This window comes from Bradyrhizobium sp. WBOS08 (assembly GCF_024585125.1).
GTDB classification, from domain to species: domain Bacteria; phylum Pseudomonadota; class Alphaproteobacteria; order Rhizobiales; family Xanthobacteraceae; genus Bradyrhizobium; species Bradyrhizobium japonicum_B.
In genome coordinates, this window is record NZ_CP028988.1 from 2,194,803 (window position 1) to 2,216,508 (window position 21,706).

21 protein-coding genes are annotated in these 21,706 nt (G+C 65.1%); 12 read left to right on the plus strand and 9 right to left on the minus strand.

The annotated features are described in order from the left end of the window. Positions 1 to 35: 35 nt before the first annotated feature. The gene (gene ubiG, locus DCM80_RS10600; protein WP_257196910.1) at positions 36 to 803 is read right to left on the minus strand and encodes a bifunctional 2-polyprenyl-6-hydroxyphenol methylase/3-demethylubiquinol 3-O-methyltransferase UbiG; all 768 of its coding nucleotides are present in this window, start codon (positions 801 to 803) and stop codon (positions 36 to 38) included. Between the two features lie 14 nt (positions 804 to 817). Continuing rightward, the gene (locus DCM80_RS10605) at positions 818 to 1,285 is read right to left on the minus strand and encodes a PH domain-containing protein (RefSeq protein ID WP_257178737.1); all 468 of its coding nucleotides are present in this window, start codon (positions 1,283 to 1,285) and stop codon (positions 818 to 820) included. Positions 1,286 to 1,434: 149 nt separating this feature from the next. On the opposite strand from DCM80_RS10605, the gene DCM80_RS10610 reads away from it, so the two are divergent. From DCM80_RS10610 to prfA, 3 genes are all read left to right on the plus strand, one after another. Next, positions 1,435 to 2,691, plus strand: coding sequence for an aspartate kinase (locus DCM80_RS10610; RefSeq protein WP_028139055.1), 1,257 nt, complete (start codon positions 1,435 to 1,437; stop codon positions 2,689 to 2,691). Positions 2,692 to 2,959: 268 nt separating this feature from the next. Then, positions 2,960 to 5,227 (plus strand): phosphoenolpyruvate--protein phosphotransferase, encoded by a 2,268-nt coding sequence (gene ptsP / locus DCM80_RS10615; protein WP_257178739.1) that lies wholly within the window; start codon positions 2,960 to 2,962, stop codon positions 5,225 to 5,227. 57 nt (positions 5,228 to 5,284) lie between these two features. Then, positions 5,285 to 6,370 carry a peptide chain release factor 1 gene (prfA, locus tag DCM80_RS10620; RefSeq protein ID WP_257196911.1) on the plus strand — a complete coding sequence of 362 codons (1,086 nt, stop codon included), beginning with the start codon at positions 5,285 to 5,287 and terminating at the stop codon, positions 6,368 to 6,370. A 51-nt stretch (positions 6,371 to 6,421) separates the two neighbouring features. Here prfA and DCM80_RS10625 read toward each other — a convergent pair whose 3' ends face one another. Both DCM80_RS10625 and DCM80_RS10630 read right to left on the minus strand, forming a co-directional pair. Continuing rightward, the gene (locus DCM80_RS10625; RefSeq protein ID WP_257197922.1) at positions 6,422 to 6,892 is read right to left on the minus strand and encodes a MarR family winged helix-turn-helix transcriptional regulator; all 471 of its coding nucleotides are present in this window, start codon (positions 6,890 to 6,892) and stop codon (positions 6,422 to 6,424) included. 117 nt (positions 6,893 to 7,009) lie between these two features. Next, complete coding sequence (locus tag DCM80_RS10630; protein ID WP_257178743.1) at positions 7,010 to 7,408, minus strand: hypothetical protein; 399 nt, start codon at positions 7,406 to 7,408, stop codon at positions 7,010 to 7,012. Between the two features lie 456 nt (positions 7,409 to 7,864). Here DCM80_RS10630 and DCM80_RS10635 point away from each other — a divergent pair, with 456 nt between their 5' ends. The 4 genes from DCM80_RS10635 (at position 7,865) to DCM80_RS10650 (ending at position 12,730) form a co-directional block, all read left to right on the plus strand. Further along, complete coding sequence (locus tag DCM80_RS10635) at positions 7,865 to 9,199, plus strand: substrate-binding protein (RefSeq protein WP_257196912.1); 1,335 nt, start codon at positions 7,865 to 7,867, stop codon at positions 9,197 to 9,199. A gap of 100 nt (positions 9,200 to 9,299) precedes the next feature. Next, entirely contained in the window at positions 9,300 to 10,175 is an 876-nt protein-coding gene (locus DCM80_RS10640; RefSeq protein ID WP_257178745.1) for a branched-chain amino acid ABC transporter permease, read from the plus strand. 12 nt (positions 10,176 to 10,187) lie between these two features. Beyond that, positions 10,188 to 12,035 carry a branched-chain amino acid ABC transporter ATP-binding protein/permease gene (locus DCM80_RS10645; RefSeq protein ID WP_257196913.1) on the plus strand — a complete coding sequence of 616 codons (1,848 nt, stop codon included), beginning with the start codon at positions 10,188 to 10,190 and terminating at the stop codon, positions 12,033 to 12,035. Then, positions 12,032 to 12,730 (plus strand): ABC transporter ATP-binding protein, encoded by a 699-nt coding sequence (locus DCM80_RS10650; protein WP_257178747.1) that lies wholly within the window; start codon positions 12,032 to 12,034, stop codon positions 12,728 to 12,730. Before DCM80_RS10645 ends, DCM80_RS10650 begins: the two co-directional genes overlap by 4 nt. 29 nt (positions 12,731 to 12,759) lie before the next feature. On the opposite strand, the gene DCM80_RS10655 is transcribed toward DCM80_RS10650, so the two are convergent. Continuing rightward, positions 12,760 to 13,185, minus strand: a complete 426-nt coding sequence (locus DCM80_RS10655; protein ID WP_257178748.1) for an HIT family protein — start codon at positions 13,183 to 13,185, stop codon at positions 12,760 to 12,762. A 91-nt stretch (positions 13,186 to 13,276) separates the two neighbouring features. Between DCM80_RS10655 and prmC the strand changes: the two genes are divergently transcribed. Together prmC and DCM80_RS10665 are read left to right on the plus strand one after the other, a co-directional pair. Next, positions 13,277 to 14,173: a peptide chain release factor N(5)-glutamine methyltransferase gene (gene prmC / locus DCM80_RS10660; protein ID WP_257197923.1), complete on the plus strand. Its 897-nt coding sequence runs from the start codon at positions 13,277 to 13,279 to the stop codon at positions 14,171 to 14,173. A gap of 463 nt (positions 14,174 to 14,636) precedes the next feature. Continuing rightward, positions 14,637 to 15,419 (plus strand): DUF4167 domain-containing protein, encoded by a 783-nt coding sequence (locus tag DCM80_RS10665; RefSeq protein ID WP_028139059.1) that lies wholly within the window; start codon positions 14,637 to 14,639, stop codon positions 15,417 to 15,419. Positions 15,420 to 15,473: 54 nt separating this feature from the next. Here DCM80_RS10665 and DCM80_RS10670 read toward each other — a convergent pair whose 3' ends face one another. Next, positions 15,474 to 16,217: a class I SAM-dependent methyltransferase gene (locus tag DCM80_RS10670; protein ID WP_257178750.1), complete on the minus strand. Its 744-nt coding sequence runs from the start codon at positions 16,215 to 16,217 to the stop codon at positions 15,474 to 15,476. Positions 16,218 to 16,325: 108 nt separating this feature from the next. Here DCM80_RS10670 and gloB point away from each other — a divergent pair, with 108 nt between their 5' ends. Both gloB and DCM80_RS10680 read left to right on the plus strand, forming a co-directional pair. Continuing rightward, on the plus strand, positions 16,326 to 17,093 hold the full coding sequence (gene gloB, locus DCM80_RS10675; RefSeq protein WP_257196914.1) for a hydroxyacylglutathione hydrolase: 768 nt from the start codon (positions 16,326 to 16,328) through the stop codon (positions 17,091 to 17,093). A gap of 37 nt (positions 17,094 to 17,130) precedes the next feature. Then, positions 17,131 to 17,553 (plus strand): cupin domain-containing protein, encoded by a 423-nt coding sequence (locus DCM80_RS10680; protein ID WP_257196915.1) that lies wholly within the window; start codon positions 17,131 to 17,133, stop codon positions 17,551 to 17,553. A gap of 52 nt (positions 17,554 to 17,605) precedes the next feature. Here DCM80_RS10680 and DCM80_RS10685 read toward each other — a convergent pair whose 3' ends face one another. The 3 genes from DCM80_RS10685 to DCM80_RS10695 form a co-directional block, all read right to left on the minus strand. After that, positions 17,606 to 18,475 carry a DMT family transporter gene (locus DCM80_RS10685; RefSeq protein WP_257196916.1) on the minus strand — a complete coding sequence of 290 codons (870 nt, stop codon included), beginning with the start codon at positions 18,473 to 18,475 and terminating at the stop codon, positions 17,606 to 17,608. 136 nt (positions 18,476 to 18,611) lie between these two features. Next, on the minus strand, positions 18,612 to 19,337 hold the full coding sequence (gene phbB / locus DCM80_RS10690; protein WP_028139064.1) for an acetoacetyl-CoA reductase: 726 nt from the start codon (positions 19,335 to 19,337) through the stop codon (positions 18,612 to 18,614). Between the two features lie 264 nt (positions 19,338 to 19,601). Next, the gene (locus DCM80_RS10695) at positions 19,602 to 20,780 is read right to left on the minus strand and encodes an acetyl-CoA C-acetyltransferase (RefSeq protein WP_257196917.1); all 1,179 of its coding nucleotides are present in this window, start codon (positions 20,778 to 20,780) and stop codon (positions 19,602 to 19,604) included. A 316-nt stretch (positions 20,781 to 21,096) separates the two neighbouring features. Here DCM80_RS10695 and phaR point away from each other — a divergent pair, with 316 nt between their 5' ends. Beyond that, complete coding sequence (gene phaR / locus DCM80_RS10700; protein WP_028139066.1) at positions 21,097 to 21,687, plus strand: polyhydroxyalkanoate synthesis repressor PhaR; 591 nt, start codon at positions 21,097 to 21,099, stop codon at positions 21,685 to 21,687. The last annotated feature ends 19 nt before the right edge of the window (positions 21,688 to 21,706 follow it).

A 21,706-nucleotide genomic window follows, 5' to 3' on the forward strand; every position in this document is an offset into this window, starting at 1 on the left:
TCTGTGGAGGAACGGCTCGTGCCACAAGCGCGCCCTCACACCATCGCTTCGGCCACCACCATGTAATTCACGTCCATGTCCGACGAGAGCGACCATTTGTCGGCGAAGGGTGAGTAGACGACGCCGGTCTGCTCGGTGATGACGAGACGGTTGTCGAGCAGATACTTCGTCAGCTCGTCGGGGGTGACGAACTTGTTCCATTCGTGGGTGCCGCGCGGCAGCCAGCGCAAGACGTATTCGGCGCCGACGATGGCGAGTGCGAAGCTCTTCCAGTTGCGGTTCAGCGTCGAGACCACCATGAGGCCGTTCGGCTTCAGCATTGCCGCGCAGCGCTTCAGGAAGACGCCGACATCGACGACGTGCTCGACCACTTCCATCGCCAGCACGATGTCGAAGCGCTCGCGCGGGTCGATCTCCTCGACCGTGGTGCAGCGGTAGTCGATGGCGAGATGGCTCTTGTCGGCATGCAGCTTCGCCGCGGCGATGTTGCTCTGGGAGGGATCGACGCCGATGACCTGCGCACCGAGGCGGGACAGCGGCTCGCACAACAGGCCGGCGCCGCAGCCGATGTCGAGCACGCGCAGGCCGGCGAGGCAATTGAGGCTGCGCACATTGCGTTCGAACTTGCGGCAGGCGGCATCGCGGATATAGCCGAGCCGCAGCGGGTTGATCCGATGCAGCGGCGCCATCTTGCCATTGGGGTCCCACCACTCCGACGAGAGTTTCGAGAATTTGGCGATCTCGGCGGCGTCGACGGTCGAGCCCGGCTGGGCGGAGAGGGAAATATTTTGCTGCATGCTCATGGTTGCGCGCGGTCCTACCGCGTGGTGATCGAACTACGGAAGGCGAGCGGCGAGGCGATGGTCCTGATCGTCTCGATGCCCTCGCCGACGCCGCGAATCGTCACGTCGCCGTAGTTGAGAATACGTCCAAGGATGGTCTGGTCGACGTCGACACTCTCGACCTTGTCCAGCGCCATCTCGAAGGTGCGGCGCTTGATGAAGCCGGTCTTGTGCACGACCCGGAGATTGGTGACGTCGGTCTCGGTGGTGAAGCGGTGGAACCAGCCCTTCACCGTCCAGTACAGCGCGGCCAGCGCCACCAGGCCGGACGCGACGAGACAGAGCAGGATGAGCCCCTCGACAATGGTTTGCCGGGACAACACGAACAGCGCCAGAGCCACGACCCAGGCCAGGATGGCCGGAAGATAGAAGATCCAGTGCGCATTGGTCGAATACAGCACCCGCTCGCCCGGCTGCAGGATCTCGTCGATATAGCGCGCCATGACCTCGATTAACCCATTGCCCGGATTGGCCGGAGCAGGAACCCGCTTGCCCCCGGCCCCGCCCCTCTGTATACGCGCGGTCGGTGTCCGCCAGGCCCGTCCAGTGCGGGCCACCATACTGATCCTTATGAAGGAATGCACGCGTCGTCATGAGCCGCCTCGTGATGAAATTCGGCGGCACATCCGTCGCCAACATCGAACGTATCCGCAACGTCGCACGCCATGTGAAGCGTGAGGTCGACGCCGGCCACGAGGTGGCCGTGGTCGTCTCGGCGATGTCCGGCAAGACCAACGAGCTGGTGGCCTGGTGCACCGAGGCCTCGCCGATGCACGATGCGCGCGAATACGACGCCGTCGTCGCCTCGGGCGAGCAGGTCACTTCGGGCCTCCTTGCCATCGTGCTTCAGGGCATGGGCATCCAGGCCCGTTCCTGGCAGGGCTGGCAGATTCCGATCAAGACCAGCGACGCCCATGCCTCGGCGCGGATCGAGGACATCGACGGCAGCGAGATCATCAAGCGCTTCAGGGAGCGCAAGGAGGTCGCGGTCATCGCCGGCTTCCAGGGCATCGAGCCCAAGACGGGTCGCATCACCACGCTCGGCCGCGGCGGCTCGGACACCTCGGCCGTGGCGGTCGCCGCCGCCGTCAAGGCCGACCGCTGCGATATCTACACCGACGTCGACGGCGTCTACACCACCGATCCGCGAATCGTGCCGAAGGCCAAGAGGCTCGACAAGATCGCGTTCGAAGACATGCTGGAACTGGCCTCGCAGGGCGCCAAGGTGCTCCAGGTCCGCTCGGTGGAACTCGGCATGGTCCACAACATGCCGATCTTCGTCCGCTCGAGCTTCGACAAGCCCGAGGATATCGACCCGCATGCCAACCAGCCGCCCGGCACGCTGATCTGCAGCGAGGAGGAGATCATGGAAAGCCACGTCGTCACCGGTATCGCCTTCTCCAAGGATGAGGCCCAGATCTCGGTGCGCCAGATCGAGGACAAGCCGGGCGTTGCGGCCTCGATCTTCGGCCCGCTGGCGGATGCCAACATCAACGTCGACATGATCGTGCAGAACGTCTCCGAGGACGGCAAGACCACCGACCTCACCTTCACGGTGCCGGCGGCAGATTATACCCGCGCCAAGGACACGATTACCGCCGCCAAGGGCAAGATCGGTTACGCGCGGCTCGATACCGCCACCGACGTCGCCAAGATTTCGGTGATCGGTAGCGGCATGCGCAGCCACGCCGGCGTCGCCGCCCAGGCGTTCTCGGCCCTCGCGGGGCGGAATATCAACATCCGGGCCATTACAACCTCCGAGATCAAGTTCTCGGTGTTGATCGACGCCGCCTATACCGAGCTGGCGGTGCGCACGCTGCACACGCTCTACGGTCTCGACCAAGCCTAGACGAATTTTCTCTTAGCGGTCGCAGCAAACGCGTAGGTGTCCACACTTTCGCGTTTGGCAGGCGTTTTGCTTGGCAAAACAAGCCCCAATTCGCTATACGGCGAACAGGGTGGGCTGCCGGAAACTGTGCCCCAGTTCAGGCGGTGCTGATTCGGCTGAGGCAACCGCCTGAGCCGGCGCCGGACGAGCAAACTTGTTGTTTTTCTGGATACTGGGCGAGCAGCCGCGGCCCCTTTCGGCCCCGGCAGACGGAGGAGAGTGACGGTTCATGCGGAGCGCGTCGGGAGGTCCCCGCGTCTTGTTGAGACGGCTCCGCGAAACCATGGCGGAGCAGGTCTCGGCCCAGGAGCGGCTGGACAAGATCGTGGTGCTGATCGCCGCCAACATGGTGGCCGAGGTGTGCTCGGTCTATGTGCTGCGCATCGACAACACGCTCGAGCTCTACGCCACCGAAGGCCTCAACCGCGAGGCGGTCCACCACACCGTGCTCAGCGCCCATGAGGGCCTGGTCGGCCTCGTCGCCAGCGAGGCGACGCCGCTCAATTTGAGCGACGCGCAGAGCCACCCGGCCTTCTCGTTCCGCCCCGAGACCGGCGAAGAGATCTATCATTCCTTCCTCGGCGTGCCGATCCTGCGGGCCGGCAACACGCTCGGCGTGCTGGTGGTGCAGAACCGCGCCAAGCGCAATTATGTCGAGGAAGAGCTCGAGGCGCTGCAGACCACCGCGATGGTGCTGGCGGAGCTGATCGCCTCCGGCGAGCTCTCCGCGCTGGCGCAGCCGGGCCAGGAGCCGGCCGCGCGCCATTCCGCGCAGAAGGTCGGCGCGATCCTGTCGGAGGGCATCGCGCTCGGCCACGTCGTGCTGCACGAGCCGCGCGTCGTCATCAAGGACTACATCGCCGAGGACCTGCCGAAGGAAATCAAGCGGCTCGACACCGCGCTCGCCAAGCTGCGCGCCGATCTCGACCGCATGCTGGAGCGCGGCGACGTCGCCGAGGGCGGCGAGCATCGCGAGGTGCTGGAAGCCTACCGCATGTTCGCCAACGACCAGGGCTGGTCGCACAAGCTGCACGAGGCGGTCGCCACCGGCCTCACCGCGGAAGCCGCGGTCGAGCGCGTGCAATCCGACACCCGCGCGCGCATGCTGCGCTCGACCGATCCCTATTTGCGCGACCGCCTGCACGATCTTGAGGATCTCGGCTACCGCCTGATGCGGCAGCTGGTCGGCCAGGACCACGCGCCCTCACGCGAGCAGCTGCCCGACAACGCCATCGTCATCGCGCGCGCGATGGGCCCGGCGGCGCTGCTCGACTACGACCGCAAGCGCCTGCGCGGCATCGTGCTGGAGGAAGGCACCGCCAATTCCCACGTCTCGATCGTGGCGCGCGCGCTCGGCATCCCTGCGGTCGGCGAAGTCCCGAACGCGCCCGGCATCGCCGATCCCGGCGACGCCATCATCGTCGACGGCACCTCCGGCTCGATCTATGTGCGTCCCTCGCAGGAGGTCGAAGCTGCCTTCGCCGAGCGCGTGCGCTTCCGCGCGCGCCGCCAGGCGCAATACCTGGCGCTGCGCGACCGCCCCTGCGTCACCAAGGACGGCCAGAAGGTCGAGCTGATGATCAACGCGGGGCTCGCCATCGACCTGCCGCATATCGAGGACACCGGCAGCGCCGGCATCGGCCTGTTCCGCACCGAGCTGCAATTCATGGTGGGCCAGAGCCTGCCGCGCACCAGCGACCAGCTGGCGCTCTATCGCACCGTGCTGGATGCCGCCGGCAGTAAGCCCGTCACCTTCCGCACGCTCGACATCGGCGGCGACAAGGCGCTGCCCTATATGGAAGCGGTGATCGAGGAGAATCCCGCGCTCGGCTGGCGCGCGATAAGGCTCGGGCTCGACCGCCCCGGCCTGTTGCGCGGCCAGATCCGGGCGCTGCTGCGCGCCGGCGGCGGCCGCGCGCTGCGCATCATGTTTCCGATGATCTCGGAGGTCGCCGAATTCGATGCGGCCAAAGCACTGGTCGAGCGTGAGCTCACGTACTTGCGCCAGCACGGCCACACGCTGCCTGAACGAATCGACATCGGCACCATGGTCGAGGTGCCGGCCCTGCTCTATCAGCTCGACGAGCTCTTGCGGAAGGTCGACTTCATCTCGGTCGGCTCCAACGACCTGTTCCAGTTCCTGTTCGCGGTCGATCGCGGCAATGCCAAGGTCTCTGAACGCTTCGACACCATGTCGGCGCCGATTCTGCGCGCGCTGCGCCAGATCGCGCACAAATGCCATGCGGCGAAGAAGTCGCTCTCGCTCTGCGGCGAAATGGCGTCGAAGCCGATCGGCGCGCTGGCGCTGATTGCGCTCGGCTACCGTTCGCTGTCGCTGTCGGCGACCGCACTCGGCCCGGTCAAGGCCATGGTGCTCGATGTCGATGCGAAGAAGGCCGAAGCCATGCTCGGCCCGCTGCTTGACGCGCCGGCCGGCAGCGTCTCGATCCGGCAAAAGCTGACGGAATTTGCCGAGGCCGAAGGCCTGGCCTTGTAGCGGGCCTGTCGCCGCTTCCTGCCGCCTTGCCTCTTTCCGCCATTTGAGACTTAACCGATGTCGTCACTCCCCGAAGCCAAACTGGATCTGCTGCTTGCGCACCACGCCTCGCTCGAGGCCGAATCGCTGGGGCAGCTCGCCTCCGAACGCTACGTGCAGATCACGCGCGAGCTCGCCGAGATCACGCCGCTGATCGAAGCCGTGAAGGCCTACCGTTCCGCTGTCAGGGAGCTCGCCGACACCGAGGCGCTGATCGCCGATCCCGCGACCGATGCCGAGATGCGGGCCATGGCGGAAGCCGAACGCGACGAGCTGGCGCCGAAGATCGAGGAGCTGGTCCAGAAGATCCGCGTGGCGCTGCTGCCCAAGGACGCCATGGACGACCGCAACGTGGTGCTGGAAATCCGCGCCGGCACCGGCGGCGACGAGGCCTCGCTGTTCGCCGGCGACCTGTTCCGCATGTACGAGCGCTTCGCAGCCTTGCAGGGCTGGAAGGTCGAGGTGATCTCGGCCAGCGAAGGCACCGTCGGAGGCTACAAGGAAATCATCGCGGAGGTGCAGGGCCGCGGCGCGTTCTCCAAGCTGAAGTTCGAATCCGGCGTGCATCGCGTCCAGCGCGTGCCCGACACCGAGACGCAGGGTCGCATCCATACCTCCGCGGCGACGGTCGCCGTGCTGCCGGAGGTCGAGGACGTCGACGTCGACATCAAGAACGACGATCTGCGCATCGAGACCATGCGCGCGCAGGGCGCCGGCGGCCAGCACGTCAACAAGACCGAATCGGCGATCCGCATCACCCACATCCCGACCGGCATCGTGGTGATGATGCAAGACAGCCGCTCGCAGCACAAGAACCGCGCCTCCGCCATGAACATCCTGCGCTCGCGCATCTACGACGCCGAGCGGCAGCGCGTCGACGCCGCGCGCTCGGCCGAACGCAAGGAGAAGGTCGGCTCCGGCGACCGCTCCGAGCGCATCCGCACCTACAATTTTCCGCAAGGACGCGTCACCGATCACCGCATCAATCTGACGCTCTACAAGCTGCCGCAGGTGATCGCGGGCGAAGCGCTCGGCGAATTGATCGACGCGCTGACCACCGAGCACCAGGCCGCGCAGCTCGCTGCACAAGGCGCGGCGGCGTGACGCCGCACGTCAGCGTCCTTAGTCCACGCGCCTTCGTCTGGCGCGCCTCTTTCAGCGCGATTTGGCCCGGAACGATCGCAGGATCTTGGCCAAGGCGGGCGCGGCAGCGCTCAGCTCGTCCAGGTGAATGCGCGAAAGCGATCGCAGCTTCTGCTCGCCTTTCGCCGTCAGTTTGACGAGAACGCGCCTCGCGTCCTCGGGATCGGCTTCCCGGCTAATCAGCTTGAGCTTCGCCATGCGATCCACCAGCTCCACTGCCGTATGGTGCCGGATCAGGAGGAAGCCGGCGAGGTCGCCGACGCTGGCTCCGTCGGGGCCGGCCAGCCCCTTGATCGCCAGCAGCGCCTGGTGCTGCTGCGGCGTCAACCCGGCGTTCTGGGCCGCGGCTTCGCTGAACGCGAGGAAGGTTCGCAACTGGTAGCGGAATTGCGCAAGCGCGGTGTAGTCGGCCTCGCGCATCGCGCCGCTCTTTGCGAGTGTGGCCCGCGCCGTCTGTCCAGTCTTTCGTTTCGATTCAGCCATCCTGCCTTCGACCTCAGCACGCCGGCGAAGCACGCTGCCGAGATTAGCAAGGAAGGATGGGCGGAACCAACCGACCGGCGCCGCGGATGCACAAATATCCGGGGCTGTTGCGGCCTCCTATTCGAGGTCGGACAACAGGCTCTTCACCAGGATGTCCTGAAATGCGAGCGGGATGCGCACGCTCTTCCGCCGGATCGAGCGCTGCAGCGCGCCGACGATCTCGGCGCTGGTCAGGCTGCGGGCCGACGCATTGGCGATCAGCTCGCCCCACATCTGCGCCAGCGAGCCGCCAGCCGGGATGACCGGGCTGATGGTCACGCCACACCCCTGCGCCCAGTCGACGATCTCCCGCATGGTGTGAGGACCGCAATTGCGAGCGGTCGCGAGCCGCTCGGCCGTCAGAGCGCGCAGCAATTTGCGAGAGGGGGACCAAGCCCCCTTCGGCGGCTGCTCGCCGGTGAGTTCGACCGCGAGCTCCTTCAGCACGTTCTGGGCACGCACGCTGAGCTTCTGCATCGGGCCCGGCTCGCGCTTCGAATGCACGACGCCAGCGACGAGCCCGTGCCGGCCGACGGGACGATTCCGAGGCTCCGCACTGTGGGAGGCATCGCCAAGTTGCGGTCCCACGTGATGATTGCTTTCCTCGGTTGCCTGTCGCTTCGCCGCTAGCGGCCATGCTCGTTGCTTCCGGGAACCCGCCAATGGTGTTTGCCGCGCCATTTTCCTCCGCCGAAACCGTCAGCCTCGTACTCACAAAGACTAATATATATCGTTCTCCGATATGTTTTCACGCGATAATTTCGATCGTTCGACCAAAGGCGAAATTGACAGAATGTCTCTACGAGCCCTGTTTACGCATAAGAGCTTACACGCGGACGTGACGTACCCGGCGCGGGCGGGCCTTCGCGGCCAGCTGCCGTCGGTTGCGTCGTGCTTAGCCTGCCAACAAGAACGATATCGGAGGAAACCATCATGACTGACGATCTCATCCGCCGCGGCCTCTCGCGCCGCGGCCTGCTCCAGACCACGGCAGGCCTCATCGGCGGCTCCGTGCTGCCGGCGTTGCCGGCCTTTGCCGAGGACAAGCCGGCGATCGGCTCCTATCCCGTGGGCGTCTCGGGTTCCACCGCTTTCATCGGCATCTCGGTGCCGCGCACCGGCACCTATGCCGTGCAGGGGGAAGACGAGCTCAAGGGCTATCAACTCGCGATCGAGCACATCAACGAAGGCCACGAGCTGATCAAGAAGATCTCGCCGAAGACGACGAAGGGCGTGCTCGGCAAGGAGCTTAAGTTCGGCGTTGCGGATTCCGCAGCCAAACCGAACGAGGCGGTGCAGGCTCAGCAGCGCTTCATCAGCGAGAACAAGGCAATCATGATCACCGGCGGCACCTCGAGCGCGGTCGCGGTCGCGCTCAACAAGCTGGCTCAGCGCGAGAAGGTGATTTTCGTGTGCGGCATCTCCGGCTCGAACGACACCACCGGCAAGGACTGCGTCCGCTACGGCTTCCGCCAGAACTTCTTCGGCCAAACCGCCGCGGCCGCGATCGGCCCTGTCATGGTTAAGGAATTCGGCAAGGGCAAGAAAGCTGCGTATCTCACGCCTGACTACACCTACGGCCACACCGTCACCAAGTCGATGCAGGACTTCCTCGCGACCGCCGGCTGGAGCACCGTGACCAACCAGGTCGCGCCCCTCGGCGCGCCCGACTATTCCTCTTATCTTCTGAACGTCGCGAATTCCGGCGCCGACGTGCTGATAAACGTCAACTGGGGCCACGACGCGGTGCTGTCGACCAAGCAGGCGAAGCAGTTCGGCGTGCTCGATAAGATGAAGCTGGTGGTCCCGTATCAGGTGCCGTTCATCGCGCGCGAGACCGGCGGCCTGATGCAGGGCGTCTATGCCGCCACGGACTATTGGTGGACGCTCGAGAACAAGTTCCCGCTGGCCAAGATGTTCAACGAGGCGTTCGAGAAGAAGTACGGCTACAAGCCGGAATGGGGCGCGGAGAACGCCTATGTCAGCTTCGCGCACTGGGCTCGCATGTGCGAGCAGGCCGGCAGCTTCAACCCGCCCGACGTGATCAAGGCCTATGAGAAGGGCGAGACGATCCCCTCGCTCGTCGGCGACGTGCACTACCGCCCCGAAGACCACCAGTGCGTCCGCCCCGTGATCATCGTCAAGGGCAAGCAGCAAAAGGACATGAAGGGCAAGGAAGACTGGTACGACGTCGTCGAGATCGTGCCGGGTGAAGGCTTGATGCAGAAGCCGGACGCGTTCGGCTGCCATCTCGGCGACTATAGCTGAGCCCCGCCGGTGCCCCTGACGCCGTAGGCCGCTTCCGGCTCCTACGGCGTCGCCTTGTTTCTGGTACGCCGCGCAAGCGTGCCGCAACCGTGATCATTGCATGATTAGTTGGCCCAACCTCGTTTCGCAGCTCTTCAACGGGCTCGCGCTCGGAGCGCTGCTCGCGCTGATCAGCTCCGGCCTGACCATCATCTACGGCACCCTCGGCGTGCTCAACCTCGCGCATGGCGCGATGTTCATGATCGGCGGCTATGCCGGCTTGGTCGCCTACCAGTACACGGAATCGTTCATTATCGCCGTGATCGCCGGCTCGCTGTTCGTGATGCTGCTCGGCGTCGCAATGGAGCGCCTCATCATCCGCCATTTCTATCACCGGCCACACGAGGATCAGCTGCTCGTGACCTTCGGGCTCGGCATCTGCTTCGTCGAGCTGGTGCGCCTGATGTTCTCGAGCCAATCGCAGATCGTGCCGCCGCCGGCGCTGTTCCAGGGCATCACCAATCTCGGCTTCATGTTCTATCCCACCTACCGCCTCGCCGTGGTCGGCATCGTCGCGGTCGCGCTCGGAGCCCTGTTCCTGGTGCTCTACCGGACCCGGCTGGGCATGATCGTGCGCGCCGGCATCGAAGATTCCGTGATGGTCGATTCGCTCGGCATCAACGTCTACCGCGTCTTCATGGTGGTGTTCGGCATCGGTGCGATGGCCGCCGGCTTTGCCGGCATCGTCAACGCTCCGGTGGTGTCGCTGACACCCGGCATCGGCGACGACATCCTGGTGCAGACCTTCGTGGTGGTGGTGATCGGCGGCGTCGGCTCCTTCCCCGGCGCGATCCTCGGCGGCCTGATCGCCGGCGAGATCATCAGCGTCACCTCCATGTTCAACCCCGGCTATGCCTATGTGATGCTGTTTGCGGTCATGACGCTCGTGCTCGTGGTGCGACCGCATGGCCTGCTCGGCGTCCAGGGCCGCGAATAAGCGATTCCAGAAATGCTCAAGCAACGCCCTTTTCTGATCGAGACCCTGACCGCGATCGGATTGATCGCAGCGCCCTTCGTGCTGCCTCATCTCGGCTTCGCGCCCAACACCGTGAATCGGATCCTGGTCTGGGGCCTGTTCGGCCTCGGCTTCGACATCCTGTTCGGCTTCACCGGCCTGTTATCGTTCGGCCAGTCCGCGTTCTATGGCACCGGCGGCTTCGTCGCGGCCTATCTCCTGACCCGCGCGGGTTTCGGCAACGTGCTGGGTGCACTGATCATCGGCATGGTCGCGGCCGCCGCGACCGGCTACCTGGTCGGCCTGATCGCGCTGCGCCGCACCGGCATCTATTTCGCCATGATCACGGTGGCGATCGCGCAGGTCTTCTTCTTCGTCGAGTTCAATCCGCTCTCGGATTTCACCGGCGGCGAAAACGGCCTGCCCGGCGTGCCGACGCCGAGCTTCAATCTCGGCTTCACCACCATTCACTTCACCAATGGCTGGTCGCTCTATCAATTCATCGCGCTGTGCTACCTCGTCGGCGTCATCGTCGCGCTCAGGATCGTCCGCTCGCCGGTCGGCGCCATTTTCAGCGCGATCCGGGACAATCCGCTGCGCGCCACGGCAGTCGGCCACAACATCCACGGCTACAAGCTGACCGCCTTCGTGATCGCTGCCGCCTATGCGGGGTTCGCCGGCGGCCTGCTCGGCGTGCTCCAGGCCTTCATGCCGCCCGACGCCTTCACCTTCGAGACCTCCGGCCAGCTGGTGATGCAGACTGCCATTGGCGGCAGAGGCACGCTGTTCGGGCCGCTGGTCGGCGCAACAGTCTGGCTGTTCCTTCAGGACTTCCTTCAATCCGCGCTCGGCTTAGGCGCCGCCTGGAAGCTGGTGCTCGGTGTCGTGTTCGTGCTGCTAGTCTGCTTCCTGCGCGGCGGCATCATCGGTGGGATTGCCGATCTCTACCGCCTCGCATCCGGCAGGCGCAAGCGAGCGGAAGCTGAGGGTGAAGCAGTCGCGGCAGAGGCCGAGGCGAGACAGCAACCTCCGCCATCGCCGATGCTGGCCAAGGAGGTCGAGCACCCCGCCTATTCCGGACCGATACTAAAAGCTACCGGCCTCACCAAGCGCTATGGCGGCCTCGTCGCCAACAGCGACATCGATTTCAGCGTCAATCAGGGCGAGCTGCGCGGCATCATCGGCCCCAACGGCGCCGGCAAGTCGACCTTCTTCAAGATGCTGACCTGCGAGATCGCGCCGACGTCGGGCCAGATCGTGTTCGAAGGCCGCGACATCACCGGGCTGAAGGTCACCGAGGTATGCCAACTCGGGCTCACCAAGAGCTATCAGGTCAACCAGCTCTTCACCGGGCTCACCGTCCGCCAGAACCTGACGATCGCCGCGCTCGCCGATCTGCGCGGAAAATTCCGCCTCGATCTGTTCCGCAAGCTCTCGAGCGTCAAAGGCCTGGACGAGCAGGTGGAGCACACGCTGGCGCTGGTCAATCTGACCCGCCGCGCCGACACGCCCGTGTCCGAGCTCGCCTATGGCGAGAAGCGCAGGCTGGAGATCGGGCTTGCGCTCGCGACCTCGCCGCGCCTGCTGCTGCTCGACGAACCGCTCGCCGGCATGAGCCCGCGCGAGCGGGTCGAAACCGTCAAGCTGCTCAAGTCGATCGCTCGCGGCCGCACCATGATCATCATCGACCACGACATGGATTCCCTGTTCGAGCTGGTGGAGCGCGTCACCGTGCTCCAGGAAGGCCGCGTGCTGGTCTCCGGGAGCCCTGAGGAAATCAAGACCAACGCCGCGGTGCAGGAAGCCTATCTCGGCGGCGTTCACGGAGAGATCGCCGCATGAGCCTGATCGAGGTCAACGGCCTGAACAGCTATTACGGGGATTCCCATATCCTGTTCGACGTCGCCATGCGGGTCGAGCGTCACGAGGTGGTGGCGCTGCTCGGCCGCAACGGCGCCGGCAAGAGCACCACGCTGAAAAGCCTGATGGGCGTCGTGACGCCGCGCCGCGGCAGCGTCAAGTTCGACGGCATCGACATCGCCGGACGCAGGAGCCACAAAATCGCGCGGGCGGGCATGCAGCTCGTGCACGAAGAGCGCCGCATCTTTGGCAGCCTGTCGGTGGAGGAGAACATCGCCCTTGCGGGGATCACGGCGCCGAAGCGATGGCCGCTCGGGCGCATTTACGAGATGTTTCCCCGGCTGAAGGAGCGTCGCAACAACCGCGGCACCGAGCTGTCCGGCGGTGAGCAGCAGATGCTGGCGATCGCGCGGGCGCTGGTGCGCGATCCCAAGATCGTATTGCTGGACGAGCCGTTCGAGGGCCTCGCGCCCGTCATCGTCCACGATCTCGTCAAGGCCTGCCGCGAGCTGGCGGCCGCCGGCCAGACCATAGTGCTGGTGGAGCAGAACCTGGCGGCGACGCTGGCGCTGGCGAACCGGATCTACATCATCAACAACGGCCACATCGTGCACGAGGGGCCGGCGCTGGAGCTGAAGGCCCAGCCGGAACTGCTGCAGCGCTATCTCGGCGTTTAGGACTGCCGCGCGCTTTGCCGGATCACGCCCTAGCCGGCAAGCGCCGCAATCATCCGTCTGGCATGATCGGCGAGCACGGCCATGTCCTCTTTCCGCGTCTGCGCCGGCAACAGCTCGACACCGGACCGGACCGGCATGACGTGGATGTGCAGGTGAAGGACCACCTGCCCGCTGGCGGGTTCGCTGAACTGCTGCAGGATGATGCCCTCAGCGTCGAAGGCCTTCATCGCCGCAATCGAGATCCGCTTGGCAGTTCTCGCGACCGCGGCGAGGTCGTCATCGGCGATGTCGAGGATGCCGCGCGCCGGCGCGCGGGGAATGACCAGCGTATGCCCCGGCGAGCGCGGCATAATGTCGAGGAACGCGAAGCTGCGATCGTCCCTGAAAACCTCGAAGCAGGGAATCTCGCCGCGCAGGATTTTCGCGAAGACATTCTGATCGTCATAGGCCGTCATGGGTCTCCTCCACGCTTGCGAGGCGCGATCAAACGCGCTCCTTTCAATTGACGCAAGCAAGCCCGCCGATCTATCCACGATGCCGGGCAGGATGGTTCCATTGGCGACAGGCTTCGATCCCGTACACAGCATAGAGAGTGCGCGTCGCGCCCTCACCGCGCGGCTGCGATCGGCCGGCATCGAGGAGCCTGCCCTCGATGCGCGCCTGCTGGTCGGGGCGGCTCTGCAGCTTGATCTGACCGGCCTGGTGACGCAGGCAGCGCGAAGGCTGACGTCCGAGGAGACCCTGCGACTGGAGCAATATGCGTTGCGCCGGCTGGCGCATGAGCCGGTTGCCCGCATTGTCGGCACGCGGGAGTTCTGGGGTATGCCGTTCCGGCTGTCCGAGGCAACGCTGGTGCCCCGGCCGGACACCGAGACTGTGGTCGAGCTGGCGCTCGAGATTTTTCGGGAGCTTACAGTATCGGGACGACCGCCGCGCATCGCCGACATCGGCACCGGATCGGGCGCGATCCTGCTCGCGCTGTTGCACGAAATTCCCGATGCGTTGGGCATCGGCACCGATATCAGCCTGACCGCGCTCAGCACGGCGCGCGACAATGCCGTCGCTCTCGGCCTCGGCGGCCGCGCCGCTTTCGTCGCCTGCTCCTATGCGGCAGCGCTCCGCGGCCCGTTCGACCTCATCGTGTCGAACCCGCCCTATATCCCCTCGGCCGAAATTCCGACCTTGAGCGTCGAGGTGCGCGAGCACGATCCGCATCTGGCGCTCGACGGCGGCAACGACGGATACGACGCCTACCGCGCCCTGATCCCGCAGGCGAGCGAGCGCCTCGCCCCCGGCGGGGTGCTGATCGTCGAGGCCGGCCGGGGCCAAGCGGGAAATATTGAAACCCTGATGGCGGCAGCGGGGTTAACAATGGACAGGTCACCCAAGGCCGACCTGGCGGGCATTCCGCGGGCCGTTTCGGCCCGAAAAATGCCCCCATAAAAGCCGGATTGGCTTGCAAAAAGCTCTTGGAATATCCCTTGGGAACGACTACGTTCCGATCAACACATCGGTGCCGGCCCCGTAGACTTGCGGGTGAAAGCCGGGCTCTCGGGCGAGAGCTTTACTGATTATAGGTTCCAAGCCGCAGGTCCTGTGAAGCGCGATAGCCAGTGGAGCTGCGCTGCTCTCCGACCGCAACGTGAACGAAAGCCTGATATTGCGCTTGAAGACTTACGCAACACCGCTGGGCTTGTTTCGGCAGGCAAAATGAATGGATTCGCTGGCGATCAATGCTGGCGGGTGGGGAACGCGTCCTTGTTGAACGCGACGGTCGACGAACATCGGCAGGGTTGGATCCGCTCTTGCGCGCGGTGCGCGCGTGCGACGTGAAACCGCTGTCATCAGGTCACTCCTAGCAATCAGTAATGCGTGCAACCTTTAGGGCTGGAATTAAAGGCAGGACATGAGAAACGGTCAGAACAAGCAGCGGATGCGCAACCGCAACAACAATAACAACAACAATCGGCGCAGCCAGAACCCGATGACCCGGGTCTACGAGTCCAACGGACCCGACATCAAGATCCGCGGCACGGCCTCGCACATCGCCGAAAAGTATCTCCAGCTTGCGCGCGACGCCCGCTCCTCTGGCGACCCCGTTGCGGCGGAGAACTACTACCAGCATGCCGAGCATTATTTTCGCCTGATCGCGGCGGCGCAGGAGCAATTCCGCCAGAACCAGCAGCCGCGCGGTGACGAGCCCATCAGCAGCCCCAGCGGCGACGACGAAGACGACGGCGAGAATTTCTCGAATTTCGGCCAGGAGCCGGGCTTCGTTCCGCAGCCGCCGCAGCAGCCTTTCGCACGCGACCGCGACGGTCAGCGCGAACATCACCAGCGTGATCATCAGCCACGCGACAACCAGCAGCAGCCCTATCAGCGCGACCACCAGCCGCGCGAGCACCGCGAGCGCGATCATCGCCCGCAGCCGCAATATCAGCCGCAGCCGCTGCCGGCGAACCAGCCGCAGCCCGTCATCGCCGATGCCGGCGGTGTCGATCGCCTGCCGTCCTTCATCACTGGCCCCCAGCCGCAGGTGAATGTCGGCGCAAACGGTGGCCAGCCCGGCTTCGAGGGTGGCGGCGGTGGCGAACGGTTTCCACGCCGACGGCGCCGGCCCCATGGCCCGCGCCCCGAGCGCGAGGCAGCGCCAGCCGCCTCGAGCGATGATCTCGCGCCCGGCGAGTAAGCTCTTCTGCTGTTCTGATCCGAACTCGTCCCGGCCTTGCCGGGACGATTTTTTTCAGCTGCGCGTCACGGTCGAGGACGGCACCAGCACCGGCTTGGCGAGCGAGGGAATCAGCCGCGCCCGCTCGCGCTTGGCGGGGATCGCACGGTAGACCTGCTTGGTGGCCTCGACGATGTGCACGCCGGCAAAAGGCAGCGACAGCGCCGCACCGGCGCGCTCCCACATCTGTGCCGATCTCAGCACCCAGCCGCCGGCATAGGGCGGCATGAACAGCGCCTCGCCCCACGCGGTCGGCGTGAACCAGGTCTGGCGCAACAGATCGGTGATCTGCGAGCGCGAATAGGGCCGGCCGTGACCGAACGGCGTGCTGTCGGTGCGGGTCCACACCCCGCGCCGGTTCGGGATCACCGCGATCACGCGGCCCGAGGGCGACAGCACGCGCCACACCTCGCGCAGCAGCGCGGCCGGATCGTCCGACATCTCCAGCGCGTGAACCAGCAGGATGCGGTCGACCGCGGCGTCGGCAAGCGGCAGCGAGAATTCGTCGACCAGCGAGGCCAGCGCCGGCCGTCCCGTCGGCCATTTCAGGACGCCCTGGGCCGCCGGCATGAAGGCGATGCAGCGCTCGGCGTCCTCACGGAACAGCCCCAGGTAGGGCGTGGGATAGCCGAGGCCGAGCACGCGCTGGCCCTCGGCGCCCGGCCAGCGCTCCCTGATGCCGCGATTGATCATTTGTCGCGCCACGATCCCGAGGCGGCGCGAATAGAACTCGCGGAGGTCGACGACGTCGATGGTCATGACCGCAATGTAACATGCGCAGGGCTGCGCCTGCGCGCGGAATATTGCATTGCCTGCGCAACGTTAACGCCATATTTGTCTGGCGGGGCTGAGCCCGATGGAGATGACATGGCTGCCGAAATTCGTATTTTCACCTGCTTAAACGACAATTTCGGTTATCTGATCCACGATGTGGAGACCAAGGCGACGGCGTCGATCGACGCGCCCGAGGCCGGCCCCATCCTGAAGGCACTGGACCGCGAGGGTTGGCAGCTCACCGACATCCTGATCACCCATCATCACGGCGATCATGTCGGCGGCGTCGCCGAGCTCAAGGCCAAATACAATTGCCGCGTCGTCGCGCCGCACGACAAGGGGACTGAGATCGCGAACGTCGACCTGCGTGTCGCCAACGCCGACGTGATCAAGATCGGCAATCTGCTGGCACGCGTCCTGGAGACGCCCGGCCACACGCTCGACCACGTCTCCTACGTGTTCGACACCGAGAAGACGGTGTTCGCCGCCGACACGCTGTTCTCGATCGGTTGCGGCCGCGTGTTCGAGGGCACCTATCCGATGATGTGGGATTCGCTTCTGAAGCTGCGCGCCCTGCCCGACGACTTCAAGCTCTATTGCGGCCACGAATATACGGCTTCCAACGTCAGGTTCGCGCTGACCGTCGAGCCCGACAATGCGGCGCTGCAGGCTCGCGCGGCGGAGGTGGCGAAGCTGCGGGCCGAGAACAAGCCGACCATTCCGACGCTGCTGGGCGAGGAGAAACGCGCCAACGTCTTCCTGCGTGCCGACGAGCCACAGGTCGCCGCCAAGCTGCACATGAAGGGCGCGGATGCCGCCGCGGTGTTCGGCGAGCTGCGCGAGCGCAAGAATAAATCCTGACGCACAAGTCCTGACCAACAAAGCCTGACGGGATTCGATGCCGACCGCAGCCGAGATCATCGCGCGCCTTGAACTGCGGCCGCATCCCGAGGGCGGCCATTATCGCGAGACGTTTCGCGACAAGGCCACCGACGCCAACGGCCGTTCGCGCTCGACCCTGATCTATTTCCTGCTCGCCCGCGGCGAGCGCTCGCACTGGCACCGCGTCGATGCGGTCGAGACCTGGCATTATTACGCCGGCAGCCCCTTGATGCTGCGCATCGCCCATGACGGCTGCTCGCAGCACGAGGTGCGGCTCGGCACCGACCTCGCCGGCGGCGAGCGGCCGCAGGCGATCGCGCCGGCGCACGCCTGGCAGATGGCGGAAACATCGGGCGAATGGACCCTGGTCGGCTGCACCGTCGCGCCCGCGTTCGAGTTCGCAGGCTTCGAGCTCGCACCAAGGGGCTGGGAGCCGTAGCTGCATCCCGTCATCCCGGGGCGCCGCGCATGCGGCGAGTCCGGAATGACAGTCAACGTTTTCGCAGCACCATGTCCTTGGCCGCGATCAGGCCGCCGCCGGCAATCAGGATCGCGGCAATGGCGATGTTGGCGCTGGCCTTGGCGAAGCCGGCGGCGATGAGGAAGCCGGTCGAGAGCAGCGGCGTGGCATAGGAGGCGGCGCCGAGCACGCGGATGTCGCCGCGTTTCATGCCGATGTCCCAGGCATAGAACGCCGCGCCGACGGGGCCGATGCCGAGCGCGATCACCGAGAGCCATTGCAAGCCCGTCTCCGGCCACACCGTGGTCTCAAGCAGGCCGTGCATCAGCGCGGCCAGCAAGGCTGTGGCCAGGCAGAAGCCCGCGACCGCATCGGTCGGCACGGCTTTCAATCGGCGCGACAGCACCGAATAGGCTGCCCAGACGAACGCAGCAATGAAGGCCGCGATCAATCCCGGCACCGCTCCCGGCGCAAGCCCGCTCGTGTTGCCGGCGAACAGCAGCACAGTGCCGACGAGGCCGAGCACGGCGCCGACGATGTGATGCAAAGCGAGCCGCTCACCCGGCAGAAGCGACGAGAACAGCACGATCAGAAGCGGCCACATGTAGTTCAGGAGGCCGGCCTCGGCCGGCGGCGCGAAGCGCAGCGCGAGGAAATACAGCGCGTGATAGCCGAACAGGCCGCCGACGCCGACGACCCAGACCACCAGCGGCTGACGCAGGCTCTTCGCCGCATCGCCGCGCCCGATCCAGGTGAGCAGACCGACCAGGCCGCCGATCGCGAAGGTCATCGCGGCGAGCTGGAACGCTGGGATCTTTCCGGTCGCCACGGTCATCACCGAGAGCAGCGACCACATCAGGATCGCGGTCAATCCAATCAGCGTGGCGGTGCGGGGAGTCATCGGCCCAATGTTTCCGTCATGGCCGGGCTTGTCCCGGCCATCCACGTTCTTCGACGGCTGTTGTAAGGCCGTGGATGCCCGGGACAAGCCCGGGCATGACGGAGTTACCGATATGATCGCATGTGATGCCGACGCATCACACCATGTACTGGCCGCCGTTGACCGTCAGCGTCGATCCCGTGATGAAACCGGACTCGTCGGCGGCGAGGAACACGACCGCGCGCGCGATCTCCTCGGGCTCGCCGAGCCTGTTGGTCGGGATCTGCGGGATCACGTTCTTCTCCAGAACGTCCTTCGGCACCGCCTGCACCATTTCGGTGTTGATGTAGCCGGGGCAGATCGCATTCACGGTGATGCCGCCCTTGGCGTTCTCCAGCGCCAAGGCCTTGGTGAAGCCGATGTCGCCGGCCTTGGCCGCGGAATAGTTGACCTGGCCGAACTGCCCCTTCTGGCCGTTGATCGACGAGATCGAGATGATGCGGCCGAACTTGCGCGCGCGCATGCCCTCGATGACCTGGCGCGTCATGTTGAACAGCGAGCCGAGATTGGTGTTGATGACGGCGTTCCACTGCTCGAGCGTCATCTTGTGGAAGGCGGTGTCGCGGGTGATGCCGGCATTGTTGACGAGCACCTCGACCGGGCCGAGATCGGCCTCGACTTTCTTCACGCCTTCGGCGCAGGCCTCGAAGCTGCTGACGTCCCATTTGTAGACGGCAATGCCGGTCTCGGCCTTGAACTTCTCCGCCGCCGCGTCGTTGCCGGCATAGCTCGCCGCGACCTTGTAGCCGGCCGCCTTCAGCGCCTTGCTGATCGCAGCACCGATGCCCCGCGTACCCCCCGTGACCAATGCAACACGTGCCATGTCGTATTCCTTCCCTTGGACTCTTCCTTGGACTCTCGGACGTTTCTGACGTGATCGTTTTTTAACGTTGGATTATGCGGTTGGTTTGACGGACATCAAGAACAAAACGCCCGGCGTCGAGCCGGGCGTTTGTATTTAGTCGAGGCCTGCGCGATTGCGAAGAATATTTGATTTGCAGCCGCTGCCTTTTTAGTCGCGTGCAACGCACTCACTGAGGTGTGCAGCGCACCCGCAAACTGCGCGCAAGCTGCACGTCAGCCAGCGTCAGTCGCGCGCGATGCACATCGCGATACCCATGCCGCCGCCGATGCACAGCGTGGCGAGACCCTTCTTCGAATCGCGCTTCTGCATTTCATGCAGCAGCGTCACCAGCACGCGCGCACCGGACGCGCCGACCGGATGGCCGATCGCGATCGCGCCGCCATTGACGTTGACCTTGGAGGTGTCCCAGCCGAGGTCCTTGTTGACGGCACAGGCCTGAGCCGCGAAGGCCTCGTTGGCCTCGATCAGATCGAGATCGCCGACATTCCAGCCCGCCTTCTTCAGCGCGGCGCGCGAAGCCGGGATCGGGCCCGAGCCCATGATCTTGGGATCGACGCCGGCCTGCGCCCAGGAGACGATTCGCGCCAGCGGCTTCTTGCCTTCCTTGGCCGCCTGCTTGGCGGTCATCAGCACCACGGCGGCCGCGCCGTCATTGATGCCGGATGCAGAGCCCGCGGTGACCGTGCCGTCCTTCTCGAAGGCGGGACGGAGCTTGGCCATGGCGTCGAGCGTTGCGCCATGACGCGGATATTCGTCGGCGCTGACGACGACGTCGCCCTTGCGGGTCTTGATGGTGACGGGGACGATCTCGTCGTTGAACTTGCCGGCCTTCTGCGCCGCCTCGGCCTTCTGTTGCGAGGCCACCGCGAACTCGTCCTGCTGGGCGCGGGTGATCTGCCATTGCCGCGCGACGTTCTCGGCGGTGTTGCCCATGTGGTAGCCATTGAAGGCATCCCACAGACCGTCCTTGATCATGGTGTCGACGAACTCGACAGGGCCCATCTTGACGCCGCCGCGCAGATACTGGGCGTGCGGGGCCATGCTCATGGATTCCTGGCCGCCGGCAACCACGATCTCTGAATCGCCGTTGAGCAGCGCCTGGTAGCCGAGCGCAACCGTGCGCAGGCCCGAGCCGCAAAGCTGGTTGACGCCCCAGGCCGGGCTCTCCACCGGGATGCCAGCGCCGATCGAGGCCTGACGGGCCGGGTTCTGGCCCTGGGCTGCGGTCAGGATCTGCCCCATGATGACCTCCGAGACCCGGCCAGGCTCGATGCCACCGCGCTCCAATGCCGCCTTGATGGCGATGGCGCCGAGATCGTGGGCGGGGAGGGTCGCGAACGCTCCGTTGAAGCTACCGACCGGGGTGCGGGCGGCGCTGACGATGACGACATCGTCTGACATGGGCATCTCCTGAGGCTTGTGGTTCTTTGAATGGGGGCAGGCGGGGCTCTACGAAACCGCTCGCCAGTGTCGTGAGCCATCCTGTTAACGTCGTTGAGGCATGTCAATCGGCCGGCGACCGAATTCATGCCGCAGCGCATTCAAAATAGCGTTCTTGGCGCTTTCGCAAGCAAGATTTTGCTCTGCGATTAACCGTGCCGCACAAAACGGTAGCGTGACCCCTTTGAAAATGCTTATTTTGTTGCGTTGCGTACTCTTCCCGCCCTGCGGCATCGCCCGCCGGGTTCCCGTTCTCCGCGCTTGCAAGTGAGAGCCCATGGCGAAATCAGACCAACCCACCACCATCAAGAAATACGCGAACCGCCGGCTCTACAACACCGGAACGAGCACCTATGTGACGCTGGAAGATCTCGCCGCGATGGTCAAGGAAGGCGAGGATTTCCTGGTCTATGACGCCAAGACCGGCGACGACATCACCCGCTCGGTGCTCGCCCAGATCATCTTCGAGCAGGAGAACAAGGCCGGCCAGAACCTGCTCCCGACCACCTTCCTGCGCCAGCTCATCCGCTTCTACGGCGACAGCATGCAGATGGTGGTGCCGAAATATCTGGAGCAGTCGATCGCGACCCTGACCCAGGAGCAAGAGAAGTTCCGCAAGCAGATCGCCAACACGCTGTCCGGCACTCCTTTTGCTCCCTTGGAAGAACAAGTCCGTCGCAACATGGAGCTGTTCCAGCAGACCTTCTCGATGTTCAAGCCCTTCGTCCCGCCGCGCCCGGCGACCGCCGCCGAGGCGGAGTCCGAAGCGAATGCCGAAGCGCCGAAGGACAGCAACATCGACGATTTGCGCCAGCAGATGAAGGAAATGCAGGAGCGCCTGGAGCGGATGTCGAAGAAGGAGGAGTAGCCCTTCCTTCGTCCCGGCA

What these genes read in the sequence shown, in the direction of transcription:
- ubiG (WP_257196910.1), bottom strand. Translation starts at nt 803, where the DNA reads ATGAGCATGCAGCAAAATATTTCCCTCTCCGCCCAGCCGGGCTCGACC.
- DCM80_RS10605 (WP_257178737.1), bottom strand. Translation starts at nt 1,285, where the DNA reads ATGGCGCGCTATATCGACGAGATCCTGCAGCCGGGCGAGCGGGTGCTG.
- DCM80_RS10610 (WP_028139055.1), top strand. Translation starts at nt 1,435, where the DNA reads ATGAGCCGCCTCGTGATGAAATTCGGCGGCACATCCGTCGCCAACATC.
- ptsP (WP_257178739.1), top strand. Translation starts at nt 2,960, where the DNA reads ATGCGGAGCGCGTCGGGAGGTCCCCGCGTCTTGTTGAGACGGCTCCGC.
- prfA (WP_257196911.1), top strand. Translation starts at nt 5,285, where the DNA reads ATGTCGTCACTCCCCGAAGCCAAACTGGATCTGCTGCTTGCGCACCAC.
- DCM80_RS10625 (WP_257197922.1), bottom strand. Translation starts at nt 6,892, where the DNA reads ATGGCTGAATCGAAACGAAAGACTGGACAGACGGCGCGGGCCACACTC.
- DCM80_RS10630 (WP_257178743.1), bottom strand. Translation starts at nt 7,408, where the DNA reads ATGCAGAAGCTCAGCGTGCGTGCCCAGAACGTGCTGAAGGAGCTCGCG.
- DCM80_RS10635 (WP_257196912.1), top strand. Translation starts at nt 7,865, where the DNA reads ATGACTGACGATCTCATCCGCCGCGGCCTCTCGCGCCGCGGCCTGCTC.
- DCM80_RS10640 (WP_257178745.1), top strand. Translation starts at nt 9,300, where the DNA reads ATGATTAGTTGGCCCAACCTCGTTTCGCAGCTCTTCAACGGGCTCGCG.
- DCM80_RS10645 (WP_257196913.1), top strand. Translation starts at nt 10,188, where the DNA reads ATGCTCAAGCAACGCCCTTTTCTGATCGAGACCCTGACCGCGATCGGA.
- DCM80_RS10650 (WP_257178747.1), top strand. Translation starts at nt 12,032, where the DNA reads ATGAGCCTGATCGAGGTCAACGGCCTGAACAGCTATTACGGGGATTCC.
- DCM80_RS10655 (WP_257178748.1), bottom strand. Translation starts at nt 13,185, where the DNA reads ATGACGGCCTATGACGATCAGAATGTCTTCGCGAAAATCCTGCGCGGC.
- prmC (WP_257197923.1), top strand. Translation starts at nt 13,277, where the DNA reads ATGGTTCCATTGGCGACAGGCTTCGATCCCGTACACAGCATAGAGAGT.
- DCM80_RS10665 (WP_028139059.1), top strand. Translation starts at nt 14,637, where the DNA reads ATGAGAAACGGTCAGAACAAGCAGCGGATGCGCAACCGCAACAACAAT.
- DCM80_RS10670 (WP_257178750.1), bottom strand. Translation starts at nt 16,217, where the DNA reads ATGACCATCGACGTCGTCGACCTCCGCGAGTTCTATTCGCGCCGCCTC.
- gloB (WP_257196914.1), top strand. Translation starts at nt 16,326, where the DNA reads ATGGCTGCCGAAATTCGTATTTTCACCTGCTTAAACGACAATTTCGGT.
- DCM80_RS10680 (WP_257196915.1), top strand. Translation starts at nt 17,131, where the DNA reads ATGCCGACCGCAGCCGAGATCATCGCGCGCCTTGAACTGCGGCCGCAT.
- DCM80_RS10685 (WP_257196916.1), bottom strand. Translation starts at nt 18,475, where the DNA reads ATGACTCCCCGCACCGCCACGCTGATTGGATTGACCGCGATCCTGATG.
- phbB (WP_028139064.1), bottom strand. Translation starts at nt 19,337, where the DNA reads ATGGCACGTGTTGCATTGGTCACGGGGGGTACGCGGGGCATCGGTGCT.
- DCM80_RS10695 (WP_257196917.1), bottom strand. Translation starts at nt 20,780, where the DNA reads ATGTCAGACGATGTCGTCATCGTCAGCGCCGCCCGCACCCCGGTCGGT.
- phaR (WP_028139066.1), top strand. Translation starts at nt 21,097, where the DNA reads ATGGCGAAATCAGACCAACCCACCACCATCAAGAAATACGCGAACCGC.